Genomic DNA, 16598 nt, shown 5'->3' on the forward strand with positions numbered 1-16598 from the left:
AACCTTCCCTAATCGAGAATAATCTCGTCACTCATAACCACATCACTCGGCTCTCCGTTTTTAGCCCAGTTTTCATTATCTATATATTCAGACATCATTTCAATGGTGTTAGAGACAAATATCTCTTGCAACGGTATCTCAACATTCAGTTCTCTAAAAATTCGGTTCGCAAGAACAGTAGCTCTTAAAGAGTGTCCTCCCAGTTCAAAGAAGCTGACATTGATACTGATAAGGCTTTGGTCCATCTTCAATATCTCTGCCCATATCTCTACAAGTTTTTTCTCTGTTTCAGAGGAAGGCGCTACATATTCCCTTGGTGCTACCTCTGGCTCTGGCAACGCTTTCCTGTCTACCTTTCCGTTGGTGCTGATTGGCATATTCTTCATATGAACGTAATATGAAGGAATCATATAATCAGGCAGCTTATCCGATAAATAAGTACGTATGCTGGTCGCAGCTAGTTCACTCTCTGCCACATAGTAGGCTACCAAAAATTTATCGCCCGATCGTTCTTTAGCCATAACCAGAGCATCTTTGATCTGATCATGCTCATTCAATTGCACCTCGATCTCTTCAGGCTCTATCCTGAACCCTCTTATTTTTACCTGATTGTCAACCCTGCCTAAGAACTCCACTTCTCCGTCTGACGTCCATCTCGCCAGGTCTCCGGTTTTATACATTTGCTCGCCTGCCCTAAATGGATTCTCTACAAACTTTTCCTGGGTAAGGGTTTTGTTATTGATATAGCCTCTGGCTACTCCAACACCTGCAATGCATAGCTCTCCGTACATGCCTATCGGTAGCAACTCTCCTTTTTGCCCCAGAATATAAATAGAGGTATTGTCCATGGGTTTTCCTATGATGGAAATATTGGTTTCTACGAGGTTATTATTGCAGGTTGCCCCAACGGATGTTTCTGTAGGCCCATATTCATTGCTGATCTGGGTATGGGGTAATGACTTTTTGCTCTTTTGCAATAATTCAGGGTTCGCTTTTTCTCCGGCAAGCACCACGAGTCTCAGACTTGCGGCCTCCTCTTGCTTCAATTCTGTAAGGATAACCTCAAATATGGCAGGTGTCATACCGATATAGCTCACATTTTCACGGTTAATGGTATTGACCAGATACTGGGCATTTAAGCGGTTCTCATTACTCAGTAATACTGTGGTTCCTCCGGCCAGCAGCAGAGAATACAAGTTACTACCGTAACCATCAAAATGATAAGACACGACCTGCATAGTAACTTCACTGGCTGTGAACTCAAAGTTTGAAATTCGCCATGACAGGTAGTTGACCATACCGCCATGCTCTACCTCTACACCTTTAGGGTTACCGGTTGTTCCTGAGGTATAGATCACATATATGAGATCATGAGGTGCAGCTTTTTGGGGTATCACATCCACGGCATTGTCAGCCATGAGATTTTCGTCAACAATCACAGTCTTCTCCGTATCAAACCTGAAGTCTTCCAATTCAACTGCCTCGTGCGTAAGCAATAATTGAGCATCACAATCGGCAAGGATATATTCATTTCTCTCTGCCGGAGCTTCTGGAGATAGTGGCACATAGGCGTGCCCGGCTTTCATCACTCCAAGCATGCTGGCGATCATTTCAACCGACGGGTTGAACAGCAAACCTATTTTATTGTTCCCTTCCGACACCTTGTTCAGGGCCACCTGGGCAATACTATTCGCCATGGCATCAAGGTCCTTGAAACTGACCCTTTGATCACCATAAACTACCGCAATATTATCAGGGTGGAGTTTCACCTGTTTCTCAAACAGGGTGACTATAGTTTCTTCTTTCGGGTAGTCTACACCCGTGTTGTTAAACACATTCAACAACTGCTGTTTCTCTTCTGTAGAAATGATCTCCAACTCAGACAAACACTGATCGGCATCAGCTGTTACTGACTCTACTATTCTCTGGAAGTAGCCTATAAAACGGGTGATTGTTTCAGGGTTAAACAGGTCCGATGAATACTCAAAGCTCAACTGCATGCCACCCTCCTCTTCTACCGCTGTCAGGGTCAGGTCAAACTTCGACACTGTACGACTGCTGTGGTACGGGATCAGCTCCAATCCTGATATTTTTGATTCAGCTTCTTCTTGGTTCTGGAACACGAACATCACATCAAACAATGGATTTCTGTTTACAGCTCTGTCTGCTTTCACTTCATCGATCAGTGCTTCATAAGGGTAGCCTTGGTGCTCCATGCTCAGCAGTGCACGCTCTTTTACCTCGTGTAGAAAATCCCGGAAGGTCTTATCGCCTGCGGGGTAGTTGCGCAGTGGCAGGGTGTTCACAAACATACCGATCACACGTTCAAGGTCTACATGCTGTCTTCCGGCGACAGGGGTTCCTATCACAATATCTTCCTGATTACTCAGTTTGCCCAGCAGTACGTTGTAGATCGAGAGTAGCAACATGAACAGGGTCGTACCTTCTAACTGCGACAGCTCATGGAGCTTGTGGGTAGTTGCCTCGCTCAGTGTGAAGTCTATGCTGCCGCCTTTGCTGCTTTTTACTAGTGGACGAGCTTTATCAGTCGGAAGCTCCAGGGAGGTCACCTCTTCAGAAAACTCGCCTAGCCAGTAGGCCTTCTGGTCACTGACCGCAGCTTGTTGAGCCGGGTCTTGCTGCCATTCTGCATAATCTTTATACTGAAGGTGAAGGGGCTCCAGCGCATCTCCGTTGTAAAGGCTTGTGAAGTCCTGCATCAGCACGCTTTGCGAAATACCATCAGTGATGATGTGGTGCATGTCTACCACCAGTATATGGTCGGTCTCGCTCAGGGCAATTACACCTGCACGCATCAAGGGAGATTCGCTCAGATCAAAGGGAGCGATGATGTCCCTGATCAGTTTCTCCGCTCCTTCTTCGTCGGACTGATAGTACTGCACTTCAAAATCGTGGTCCTCTGATATTTTCTGAACAGGGTGGTCATTCTCCACATGGAAAGAGGTACGAAGACTTTCGTGCCGGCTGACCAGCCCGCTGAAGACCTCGTTGAGTTTTTCTTTGTCCAATATGCCGCTCAGCCTTACGGTGTAAGGCATGTTATACGCCGTAGAGTTCTTGTCTATTTGATGAAGTACATACAGACGTTGTTGTGATGACGACAGGGAGTAATACGGTTGTTCGGCCGCTTTTTCTACTGATTTGTAAGTAGTCTGCTCCCGGTTGCTGAGATATTGTCCCTGACTGCGGATGTCCTGATGGCGGAAGATCTCTCGTAAGGGGATGGTTATGCTTAGTTGCTGGTGTATCTTATTGGCCAACAAACTGGCCAGCAGGGAGTGTCCTCCCAGTTCGAAGAAGCTTCGTGTTACCCCGATCGCTTCGGGGTCCGCTTTCAGTACTTCTGCCCAGATGTCTACCAGTTGTTCTTCTATTTCGTTTGATGGCCCTACGTACGCTGCACTGCTCACCAGCTCAGGGGCGGGCAGGGACTTCCTGTCTATCTTCCCATTTGGGGTAAGCGGAAATTTGTCCAGGTGCATGAAGTAGGAAGGGATCATGTAGTCGGGCAAGCTTTGTGAAAGGTGAGCTCGAAGGTCTACAGGTTCTATCATCGAAGCCGAAACGTAGTAGGCTACCAGTATCTGCTCGCCAGAGTCTCCGTGAGCGTAAACAACTGCTTCTTTGACCTCTTCATGGGTCTGTAGCTGGCTCTCTATTTCACCCGGCTCAATACGATAGCCTCGTATCTTCACCTGGTTGTCCATTCTCCCCAGGTATTCGATGGCGCCGTTAGGCAACCATCTTGCCATATCTCCGGTGCGGTAGAAACGCCCGCTTACTCCGGCAGGGCCACTCACAAAGCGCTCTCCGGTTAAGGACTCATTTTGCCAGTAGCCCCGGCCTACTCCTTTGCCGCCTATGTAAAGCTCTCCGGCAATGCCTACAGGCTGAAGGTGTCCTTCTTCGCCTACGATCAGCATTGTGGTATTAGCTATCGGTGTACCGATATCAATTCGCTCTGCCTTGGTAAGTTCCTGAACCGATGACCATACGGTGGTCTCGGTGGGACCATACATGTTAAAAATCCTGCCCTGGTATTGGCTGTGTAGGATCTGAAGCAGGTCCGCAGGGAAGCCTTCTCCTCCTACCATCAGGGTATCTATATTTTGCAGGGCTTCTGCCGCATGGCTGGAAGACAGTAACATCTTCAGGTGCGATGGGGTGATCTGCATCTTGTTGACGCTACCTGCATTTATCAGTGTACAAAGCGCATCAGGGTCTTTCTGGTCGCTGTTGCCTGCCAGCACAACATGATACCCCTGTAGTAATGGCAACAGGCTTTCCAGTACGAAGATATCAAATGAGATTGTGGTCAGGCAGAGCATGCGTGAGCCTTCCTCCATTGGAATGCGCGCGGCTATGCCTTCAACAAAGTTGATCGCATTGCTGTGCTCGATCATCACGCCTTTTGGTCGTCCGGTGGACCCGGAGGTGTAGATCATATACGCCAGTTGTGATGGTGATACCGATACGCCAGGGTTAGCTGTATTTTCTTCTGATAATGAGGCTGAGGTAACGTCTATGGTTTGTAGTTGCTCTCCAAATTGGTTGGCTCTTTTTTCCAGGTCTGCATCGGTCAGCATCAGGCTTAGACCACTGTCCTGAACAATGTAGTCTATGCGGTCTTCCGGGTAGTCCGGGTCTATAGGCACATAGGTACAGCCGGCTTTCAATGCTCCAAGGATGCTGATAAAAAGGGCTTCGGTACGGGGTAGCATGATCCCTACAATAGCTTCGGCAGGAAGGTCCTGTTGCCGTATCTTGTGCGCCAACTGGTTACTTCTGCTGTTCAGTTCTTCGTAGGTAAGGCTTTTGCCTCCGTAGGTTAGTGCTATGGCTGCTTTGCTTTCAGCTACCTGTGCTTCAAACGCAGTAACGATGCTGCGGCTTTCATCAAAAGTTAGTGCCGTATCGTTAAAGTCACTTAAGATCAGGCCTCTCTCCTCTTCGGTGATCAGGTCTATATCCGACAGCCTGATGTTAACATCGGCCAGAATTGTAGAGATGATCTGATTAAAATAGCTTATAAATCTTTCTATAGTGTCTCCTTTGAACAAGGCGGTGCAGTACTCGAAATAAAGAGCCAATGCTCCTTCATTTTCATATGCCGTTAACGTCAGGTCAAACTTGGAAACAATATGATTGTCATCGTACTGTGTGATCTTTAGTCCGGGTATTTCAAGCTCTGAACGCTCGAAGTTCTCATACGAGAAGAGTACATCAAACAAAGGATTTCGGCTGATGTTTCGCTCCAACTTCAGGTCATCTATTAAATATTCATAAGGGTACGCCTGGTGGTCGAAGCTCTCGAGTGTTTTGCTCTTCACCTGATCCAGGAATTCTCTAAAACTTTGTGTACCCTCAGCTTGGTTTCGCAAGGGCAAGGTATTGATAAACATCCCCATCATCTGCTCCAGATCAGCATGTTGCCTTCCTGAAATGGGTGTCCCTATCACTATATCTTCCTGATTACTCAGTTTGCTTAGAAGAATATGATAGGCAGACAAGAGTATCGTAAAGAGTGTCGTTCCTTCACCTTCGGCTATCTTTCTTAGTTTTTCTGTGTTAGCTGCGCTGATTTCAAATTTCCTGATGTCTCCTTCAAAGCTTTTTATAGCGGGCCTTACATAATCAGCAGGTAAGTTGAGTGGAGTCACCTCACTGTCAAATGCTTCTAACCAGAAGGCTCTTTGCTCCATGAGCTCCTGCTGAAAATCACTTCCCTGCTGCCACACGGCATAGTCTTTATAATGTAGCTCAAGGTCCTCTAACGGCTGCCCTTTGTAAAGTGCCATGAAGTCTTTAATCATAACACTCTTAGAGACGCCATCTGTAATGATATGCGGCAAATCAACCATTAAGACATGTTCAAGCTCAGATACTTTCACTAACCCTACACGTATCAGGGGAGCCTGGGTCAAATCAAATGGCTTAATAAAATTGTTAATTACTGAGACTATACCCTCATCCGTGGCGGTATAATGGTGTATGTCAAAATCAACTTGCTCAATTATAGTTTGGCAAGGCTGCTCATCTATAATCTCAAACTTTGTTCTGAGGGGTTCGTGCCGCTCAATAAGTGTTTCAAATACCTTCTTGAGTTTTTGATGATCAACTGCCCCGCTCAACTGAAGTGCTATGGGCATGTTGTAGGCTACGGAACCATTGTCAAATTCATTGAGGAAGTATAGCCTTCGTTGAACTGAGCTCAATGGGTAATGCGCACTGCTTTCCGCCTTGGGTATCACTGTATATTCAGCCTGTTCATTCGCTTCATTCTTTCCTAACGATGTACTTAGGTATGCACTTAGTTCTTTGACTGAAGCATGTTGGAAAAATTCAGTTATCGAAAGCTCTATGTTAAACCGCTTATGTATACGACCAATCATGGTAAGGACTTTCAAAGAATCGCCTCCCAATTCAAAGAAATCATTAGAAGGTCTGATATCCTCCATGCCGAAGAATTCTTTCCAAAGCTGAAGCATCTCCAACTCAATATTATCCTCGGAGGTAACCAGTGCCAAGGCCTTATCTTCCTGACCATTCACCTTGTTTTTAACCCATTGGGATACCCTTTGATTGAGATCACCAACAGAAACCACTACTTGCGGCAGGTGTGTCAGCGCAGTAACTCTCTCAAAAACCTCTAATAATTCATCCGGCCTTATTCCTTCTCCCGGGTTATCATCAAACGCAAGTCCATCCAGGTTCACGCTAAACCAATTAGGAGACTCTGTTTCATGAATGGTATTCAACTCATGATCCAAAGCCATGTTGGCCGAGGCATATGCTCCAAATTGAAGCCCGCCAAGCACTGATGAAATAGAGGATATGGCGAGGCAAAAATCGAGTTCTCTGTTGCCCATAACCTTTTTCAGGTTATGTATACCGGTACATTTTGTTCTGAATTGTTCACGGTAGTCATCGTCTGTGAGGTTATCGATCAGGTTTATGCTTTTTCCCTGAAGGGTACCTGCGGCATGGATAATACCGTTTATTTCGCCGTATTGCTTTTCAGCAGCATCTACAACAAATTCAAGGTCGGTGTGGCTTGAAATATCTGCTTTGAAATAGCTCGCTTTACCAGGGCCGTTATTCAGTTGATTGACCTGGTCTGCTTTAAGCTTCTGATCTGTTCTGCCCAGCAACACAACACTGGCCTGATATTTTGTAGTCAGGTATTGCGCCAGGGTGTACCCCAATTTCCCAAGACCACCGGTGATCAGGTACACGCCTTCCTTCTTTAGCATTGACCCTTCGCTCCGCAAGGCAACCTGTTCGAATGATTGCTCCCATCGTCGGGAATTTCTCAACGCCAATGACAGACCATTTTTACGCTTTACAAACTCACTCGTAAGCTGGTCAACATTTTGTTCAACCTCCTGCATCAAAAGGTCAATATGACCTGTTGTTACAGGGTACTCCTGTGCGATTACTTTAATGGCTGCCGGTAATGCAGCTCCTGATGCATTGACTTTTTCAACGCCCAACACATCATATAAATTACTAGTAACCAAAGTTAAATGCACTCCCGAAAGCGACTCCACACGATGGGCTGATTTTACCATATGGATGAGATCATAAAAATCAGGATAATGATCGGTGTATTCACTAAGGTCGTCGGTCAGATCGTCTGAAGTGCTGTTGTAAATTATCTGATCGTATTTAAAGCTTTTATCTTTCAGGTCGCTGAAGAATTTTGTCAGGTCTTCAAGTGAACCGGGATTTACAACATATTGGCTATCTGATACTTTCTTATATTCATTTCCTTTAATGACAGATACATAAGGTACCCGCTCCTGATCAAATTTCCCGATCAGCGATGTCTGAAGCTTGTTATCCTTTCCATAAATAATATAGCCACCAACATTATCCACTTTCTCTGGCAAGGCAAATGAGCTCTGCCAACCTGGAATGTAGAACCATTCGTTGATATTATTTCTTATTGGTTCCGGGCTATTTTGCTGATGGCTACCTTCATCTATACGTACAGGATACTGGACTTTTTCAAATGAATAGGTTGGTAGCGGAATTCTTCTTCTTTGTTCTTCCTGGTAAAAATCTGCCCAGCTTACTTCCACGCCTTTTTCCCATAGCTTACCCAAACTTCCCAATAAATACTGCTGATCATCAACATGCTGTTTGGGGTGCCTAACCAGGGCTACAACTTCATGACTGCTTAATCGATTTTTATGGGATCGCACAAAAGTACTCAGTACATTGCCCGGGCCAACTTCTATAAATACCGACTCCTCAGCCTCCATCATTTTGCTTACCCCTTCTGAGAAGCGTACTGTTTCTCTGAGGTGCCTTACCCAATATTCAGAAGATCCGAGGGTTTTATCATCGGCTACCTCTCCGGTTAAATTGGATACCAGGGGTATCTGCTGCTTATGGAATTTTATGTTTTCAAATACGGATTTAAACTGATCCAGTATGCCATCCATCATATAGGAATGGAATGCATGGGATGTATGGATTACTTTGCTATTATATCCGCTTTGTTGAATTTTGTTTTGAAAGTCTGCAATGGCCTCTTCAGTTCCGGAAACCACGCAGTGAGCAGAACTGTTTACTGCGGCCAGTGAGATGTTGTCGTTATCAGTTATTAAAGGGAGTAATTCTTCTTCTCCGGCTGAGATACTGAGCATTGCTCCTGGCGCTACCTGCTGCATCAACTGACCTCTGCTGACGACCAGCTTTATGGCATCATGAGGTGTAAAGACTCCTCCAATACAGGCCGCTACGTACTCTCCTATGCTATGCCCTATCATCAGGGTAGGTTTAATTCCCCACCGGATTAGCAATTGCGCCAGGGCATATTCGATAATAAATAGTGCAGGCTGTGTATTTTCTGTCTGATTTACCTGATCAGCGTCTTCGGAATTATCTCCAAATAGTATGGGTTTAAAGTTTTTACCGGATACCTCTTCTGCAATTTTCAAACAGTGGTCTACCGTTTCCTTAAAATATTTTTCTCTGGCATACAGGTCTGCACACATACCTCTATATTGTGAGCCTTGCCCTGAGAACATAAACACAATGTGTTCTCTGCTTTGCGGTGCAGGTATATCTGCAACTTCATCTGCCAGGTCTCTCAGGAGCTTTACAGAATCGTCAGCATTTCTGACACTCAGGCTTGCTCTATACTGGAAGTGCGCTCTGCCGACATGAAGTGTATAGGCTGCATCGGCAATATTTGTATCTCCATTCGCTTGTAGAAAATCTGCCAGATTATGGATGTTTTTTTGAAGGGCATCTGGTGTTTTTGCCGAAAGTGTTAATAGTTGGTAGTCTCTGGATACTGATGGTTCGGTAACCGACGGTGCCTCCTCTAAAACCACATGTGCATTTGTACCTCCAATACCAAACGAGCTCACCCCTGCACGTCTTGGGTATTCGCCATTCTTCCATTCCCGGAGGTTTGTATTAACGTAAAAGGGGCTGTTTTTAAAATCAATGCTGGCGTTGGGCGTCTTATAATGCAGGCTGGGAACCAGCTGTCTGTTCTTCAGGGAAAGAGCTGTTTTGATCAGCCCTGCTATTCCTGCGGCAGCATCCAGGTGGCCAATATTGGTCTTGACAGAACCTATTGCACAAAATTGTTTTTTGCCGGTATTAAAGGCCTTTGTAAGTCCTGCTATTTCAATAGGGTCACCCAGTGAAGTTCCCGTTCCATGGGCTTCTACATAGGTTATGCTTTCCGGGGCAATATTTGCATTTCTAATGGCCTCGCGAATAGCAGCACTTTGCCCTTCGATGCTTGGTGCTGTAAATCCAATTTTTTCGTGGCCATCATTATTGGTGGCTGTACCTTTGATCACGGCATGTATGGTATCTCCATCACGTATCGCTTCATCGAGTTTCTTCAATACCACTATGCCTGCACCGTTGCCACTTACTGTTCCTGATGATGTTGCATCAAATGCTCTGCAACTTCCATCATCAGACAATATCATTCCCTTTCTATGGGTGTATCCTTCATTGTCATGGAGTGAAACTGATACCCCTCCGGCCAGGGCAACATCACACTTACCGGCCATCAGCTCATGACATGCCGTGTCCACAGCTACTAGTGAAGTAGAACAGGCTGTAGCGATATTTACACTGGGGCCTTTAAGGTTAAGCTTGTATGAGATTCTGGGGCAAAGGAAATCTTTATCCGCATAAGTAATGGCTTCCCACTTTTCTACCCAGTCGTCATCGCCATTGGCTCCGACATTAATATTGAAATAAGGATTAGCCGATGCTCCTCCGTAAAGACCTATTGTTCCTTTATAGGTACTAGGATTATAGCCTGCATTTTCTAAAGCTTCCCAGGTACACTCGTGGAATATGCGCATCTGAGGATCCATTTTTGCCGCCTCAGAAGGAATATAATTAAAGAAGGTCGCATCAAAGGATTCATATCCCTCAAGAAAGCCTTTGGCGTATATCAAAGGATCGTTCTCCTCTTTCTCTTTTCTTGTAATAGACTCTTTCCCTGATTGCAGGTTTTGCCAGAACTGGTCTATATTCTTTGCCTCCGGGAACCTGCCAGCCATGCCAATAATGGCTATATCGAAGGCACCACTCCTGCTTTCGAGGCTCGCCTTCTGTTTAACTTCTTCCTGCTCTGTTTTTTCCTCGACCGTATCGCCCTTTTTGCTGCTTATATATTTAGCAAGGGCGCGAATGGTTGTATAATTGAAAAGTTCTGTAACGGAAACATCCTCGTCAAAGACCACTTTGATTTTTGAACTCACACTGATCAAATGCAGCGAATCTCCGCCTACATCAAAAAAGTTTTGGTTCGCACTGATCTTATCATGACCTAGTACTTCTTTCCATATGCCGAATAGTTGTTTTTCTACTTCACCGGTTGCTACGACATGATCCTTGTTAAGCATGATCTCTGGCTGCGGTAATCTGGTCTTATCCAGCTTACCATTCGGTGTCATAGGCAACGTTTCCATCTCCATAAAATAAGATGGCACCATGTAGCTAGGAAGGTGTTCTGACAAATAGCCTTTTAAACGATCTGCATCTTCTTGTTCGCCAGAGACATAATAGGCTACCAAATGGTTGTTACCATGAATCTCACGGGCTACAACCACACATTCCTCTATAGCCCCATAGTTGGATAAGTGGCTTTCTATTTCGCCGGTTTCAATTCTATGGCCTCGAATTTTAACCTGAAAATCTGTACGACCGAGGTATTCTATAGTACCATTATCCAACCAACGAACAAGATCACCGGTTTTATAAAGTTTTTCTTCCGGGTTAAAGGGGTTAGGTACAAAGACCTTATCTGTTAATTCCGGATTGTTCCAGTACCCTTCGGCCAGGCCATCACCTCCTATGTAAAGCTCACCGCTGACTCCTTTTGGCTGTAACTGCCTGTGTTTGTTCAGCACGTAAAGCTGTGTATTGCCAATGGGTCTGCCTATAGTTATTTTATCTTCGTCTGTAAGATCTATCAATGATGACCATACCGTGGTTTCGGTAGGTCCGTATACATTAATTATTCTTGCCTTAGCAGCTGCTTTCAGTTGCTTCAAAAGTTCGGGTGGGAAGGCCTCTCCCCCAACCAGCATGTATTCCATACCACTCATACCTGCTTTGAAGGCAACTTCATCACTGGTTAGCAGTTTGTAGCGCGATGGTGTGGTCTGCATCATCGTAACACCATTCATGGCTATTGTTTTAAACAAAAGCCTGGGGTCTTTTTGGGCCGCTTCATCTGCTATAACCACCCGGGCACCACGAGTAAGTGGAACCAATGACTCCGTGACAAATATGTCAAAGGAAAAAGTTGTTACAGAAACAATAGTAGTTTCTTCTGTGAAGGGAACGCTTTCCGACAACGATATGATATAGTTATGTACTGCTCTATGTGGGAGCATTACACCCTTAGGCCTTCCTGTTGACCCTGAGGTGTAAATTACATAAGCGAGGTCATCAGAATTATTGACATGGGGTAAGTTTTTAGGCTCTGACGCCAATTCTTCGCAATCAACCGTCAGAATATCAAGATTCTGCTCAACGCTAAATACTTTTCCGTCCAAGTCTGGCGTGGTCAGAAGTACTGTAGCATTAGCATCTGACATCATATACTCTAAACGCTCTTTGGGGAATGTGGGGTCTAAGGGAAGATAACAACCTCCGGATTTTAGCACAGCCAACTGGCTAATGAATAGCTCCAGTGAGCGGCTGGTGTACAATGCTACAATTTGGTTAGGGCGTACTCCCCGGGCTCGTATATCTGCTGCCAGGCTATTGGCTTTTTCATTAAGCTCTCTGTAGCTCAATGCCTGTTCGCCAAATACAAGCGCTGTATGATTCGGGGTTCTGGCTGCCTGCTCCTCAAAAAGCTGAACAAGTGTTTTCTCAACAGGATATGCCAGGGCTGTTTTGTTGAAATCGTATAGCAATTCAGCCTTTTCGCTATCCGATAGCAGACTGACTTCTTTTACTTTTTTACTGCTATCATGAAGTATGCTCTTAATGACCAAAGCAAACTGTGTGGCCAGTGAACGCACAAAAGATTCACTCAGGTTTGTAGTTTGATAGGCAAACTCGATCTCTACTTCCTCATTAAAGAAGACGGTGACCACGAGTGGAATCCCTGTATTTTCATAAACGGTTTCCAGATGTAGCTTAAATTCGGCGTTACTGTTTATTTTATCAGTATCAAGCGGATAGTTTTCAATGATAACGACGGAATCAAACAAGTCATTACTGGGCTTAATATCCAGCATGCGCTTGATTTCAAAATATGAAGTGTTGTTGTATTGGCTTCTTTCTATCAAATCCTTGCTGATACTTGCAACAACATCCAGCAAGGTACTGTTTTCCACTTGCCTAAGCCTTAATGGTATGGTATTGATAAAGTTGCCTATTACTTTGTCGTTACCTCTTACAGCCGCATCTCGGTTGGATACCGTGGTTCCAAAAACAACATCAGAAATGTCGTGGTATTTTTGAAGCAAAATACCATAAGCTGCATAAACCACGGATGCCTTGGTAACTTTATTTGCACTGGCAAACTGATCCATTGTGGCATTGGAAACCTTCCGGGTTATCTTAGCTATTTCATTTTTCTTCTCCAGATCAACGATGCCTGAAAAGAATGACATTATATCATAGTCTCCAAGATAATTTTTCCAATATGCCTCAGCCCCCTTTTTGGCAGGCTTTGTTAGGTGCCGCTGCATCTCTTTATAAGCAGGCTTTACTCTGACTCTAGCTGACTCACCTTCGGCCAACTGTTTATATGATGTAAAGAGTTCCTCTAACAAAATCCCTGTACTCCAGCCATCATACAAGATGTGATGATGGGTTATATTCAATGCATATAGCCTGGCAGAAATTTTAATAACGGCTATTCTGAAGGGTACCTCTGTAAGGGTGAACCTTCTGTTTTGATCCTCTTCGGTATATTGCCTTACCTCTCGCTGTACGCTTTCTGACGACACTTGAGACAAGTCTCTGTATGTGAAATCAACAGGGCTTTTCTTAAGAACAATTTGTACCGGCTTACTTATTTTCTCCCACCTAAAGATCGATCTCAAAGCTTCATTTTGAGCCTGTACAGCTATTATTGCTTGTTTTAGTGCATTTACATTTAGCTCTCCTTCTATACGAAAGGATAACTGAACATTATATACGTTGTTATCTGCCTCATTTAAAAAGTGAAAAAGCATTCCACGCTGCACTGTTGTCAGCTCTAGAATTTCCTGTACGTTAGACTTATCTAATTTATCTTTCACAGCTGATTTTTTCTATCGTAGCAAAATTTTGAGATGTTCGGTCAGGTTGTTCTATGCTAAATCATTCGGTTTTTAAACATTTAACAGGGCTCACCATTGCCGCTTTAATGGTTTGCATACTTACGGTAAGCCACGCTATCAATAGGGTAATAACTCCAGCTCCCACAAAATACCATATCTCCAGTTCAATGCTAAAGGCAAAATTGGCAAGCCACTGTTGTGTCATAAAATAACTGATGGGTATAGCCACTAAAATAGATGCCATCACCATTTTGGTAAAGTCAAGTGATAGCAGGTAAATAATAGAGAAATTATTTGCGCCTAATGCTTTTCGAATACCTATTTCTTTAAGCCTTCTTTCCGCTGTAAACGTTGCCAGCCCGAAAAGCCCCAGGCATGAGATAATAATTGCCAAGGCCGCAAAATATTTGGAAAGAGCCGAAACTCTTTTTTCAGAAGCATACTGTGCTTCATAAGCCGCATCCAGAAACTGATAGTCCATGGGGGAACCCGCAAATTCCATATAAAAATCTTTGAGTTCGTCAATAGCTTCTACGGTTCTTCCAGCATCCAGTTTCACCAATACAACACTGGTTTTATGAGGTGCCAAAATGAAAAACAGGGGTTTGACTTGTTCGTGGAGTGACTCAAAGTGAAAGTTTTTCACCACACCAATTATTTGCCTATTGCCTCCCCATAGGTTAACGGTCTGTCCAACAGGATTCTCCATACCCATCACCTCAATAGCGGCCTCATTAAAAATAATAGCCTCATTGTCTGAAATGAAGTCCTTGGAAAAGGATCGTCCATCTAATACTTCTATACCCAGGGTTTTTATAAAATCGTAGTTGACACCCACATTTTCAAATGACACTTGGCTTTCTGTATTTTTTCCTGGCCATTCCAGGCTACCGGTAGTCATAAAACTTCCCATCGTACTTCCCATCCTGCTCGAAGCGCTGGACACTCCCGGAATTTTATTCACTTCTATCAGGAAGCTTTCCAAGTTCTCAGCTACCTTTCCCTCCTTTTCAAAATAGATGACATTGTCTTTACTATATCCAAGGTTTTTCGATTGTATAAATTTCATTTGATTATAAATAACTACAACCGAAACAATGAAAATCACTGAGAGTGTGAACTGAAATATCACCAGTCCTTTACGTGCCCATAGTTCTCCCAATGAGCTTTTGAACTTACCCTTGAGGATGATTGCCGGTTTGAAACCTGACATGTAAATCGCCGGATAGCTACCCGAAATCAGTCCGGTGAACAGGGTAATCCCTACCATGGAGGTGATCAGAGAAGTATCAAAATGCATGGCCAGATCTTTACCCGTAATTTCATTGAATTTGGGCATAAAGAGAAAGATGATCAAAACGGCGAGGGCAAGTGAAATAAATGCCATTAAAACTGATTCTGCCAAATATTGTACAACCAAAGACTGACGACTTACACCGATTGCCTTTTTCACTCCCACTTCTTTGATCTTCCTTGATGCCTTGGCAGTTGACAGGTTCATAAAGTTTATGCAGGCTATTAAAAGGATAAAAACAGCGATTATAGCAAACATCTTAACATACTCAATCCTACCTCCTGCCTGCACTCCATTTTCATAGTTACCATACAGGTACCTGTCTTCATACTGCCTTGCAAAAAGCGTTACATTAGACTCCGCATATTTTTCCTTGATGTAGCCAGATATCTTCGTGTTGAATTGCCCAACGTCTGTGTTATCCTTTAAAACCACATAGGTATGAGGACCATTATTACCCCAATTAGGCTCTCTATGAAACATGTTTGCGAATAGCTCAAAAGACAGTACAAAATCAAATTGATCTGATGAGTGTCTGGGTACATCTTCAAAAACACCTGAAATCACCGCGTCTTTTTTAAACTGCAGCAGTTGCCATTCGACTCTTTTTCCAATTGCCTCTTCCGCAGTATTAAACAGGCTTAAAGCCAGTGACTCAGAAATTACAATAGAATTTTGGTCTTCCAGCACATTCTTCTCATCACCATGTATAAGGTTATAAGAAAAAACGCTGAAGTACTCCTTACCCACAAACTGCCCTGCCCCTTTAACACTTTTTTCATCAACTGTAGTTATTGTAAACTCCTGAAACCATGACAATGGAGTTGCCAGGGTTGCATATTCTACTTCAGGAAATTCATCTTTTAAAGCATCAGCCAAAGGATCTGGTGTATTTTCAACAGTTTTAATGAGATCAGCATTCTCCTGATGCTCCATGACCTGATAAAGTCTATCACCTTTGTCATGGAATCTATCAAAGGCTAGCTCATCGCTCACCCACATGTAGATAAAGAAAACACTAGTAAGGCCAGCTGATAGGCCTATCAGGTTAATAATGAAGGTAGTTTTAAAGCGTTTAAAACTCCGTAATATTAAGTAAAGGTTATGTTTTAACATATTTAGTTGGTTTCTATTCCGGTCAATTAGCTTTAGTTTAACATATCAGTTTAAGCTGGTAAACAGACACATGCCTGTTCATAAACAAAATCTATTACTCTTTAAATAAATACAAGAGATCTAAAGATTATTTGCCCCGCCTTATATAATCATCTGTTTTAAAGTATTAAGTCTAATGATCACCCCCAGGTAAAACCATCAAAAGGCAAATAATAGAGCCATTATCTACCTATCCTAAAGTGTCAAAATATACCCTGCAACTTCAGGTTTTACAACCTATGAACTTGAAGTTTAATCGAAAGTTCACCCTGACCCTTCGATCGATATGTGATCATTAGTGTTCGCTTAACAAAGCTGTGATTGATTCTTAGACACGATAGTTACCAAACAAT

The 16598-nt window shown here is 43.7% G+C and carries 2 protein-coding genes; both read right to left on the reverse strand.

Annotated elements, in window-relative coordinates; all coding sequences use genetic code 11:
- Positions 1-8: 8 nt before the first annotated feature.
- On the reverse strand, positions 9-13775 hold the full coding sequence (locus tag JMN32_RS18050) for a non-ribosomal peptide synthetase/type I polyketide synthase (RefSeq protein ID WP_202857767.1): 13767 nt from the start codon (positions 13773-13775) through the stop codon (positions 9-11).
- Between the two features lie 61 nt (positions 13776-13836).
- A complete protein-coding gene (locus JMN32_RS18055; RefSeq protein WP_202857768.1) occupies positions 13837-16206 on the reverse strand; it encodes an ABC transporter permease in 2370 nt (789 codons plus the stop codon).
- Positions 16207-16598 lie beyond the last annotated feature (392 nt).

The sequence above is a fragment of the Fulvivirga marina genome, from assembly GCF_016775155.1.
Classification (GTDB): Bacteria; Bacteroidota; Bacteroidia; order Cytophagales; family Cyclobacteriaceae; genus Fulvivirga; species Fulvivirga marina.

Coding starts and splice junctions, on each gene's coding strand:
- JMN32_RS18055 (WP_202857768.1), bottom strand. CDS start 16,206: ATGTTAAAACATAACCTTTACTTAATATTACGGAGTTTTAAACGCTTT.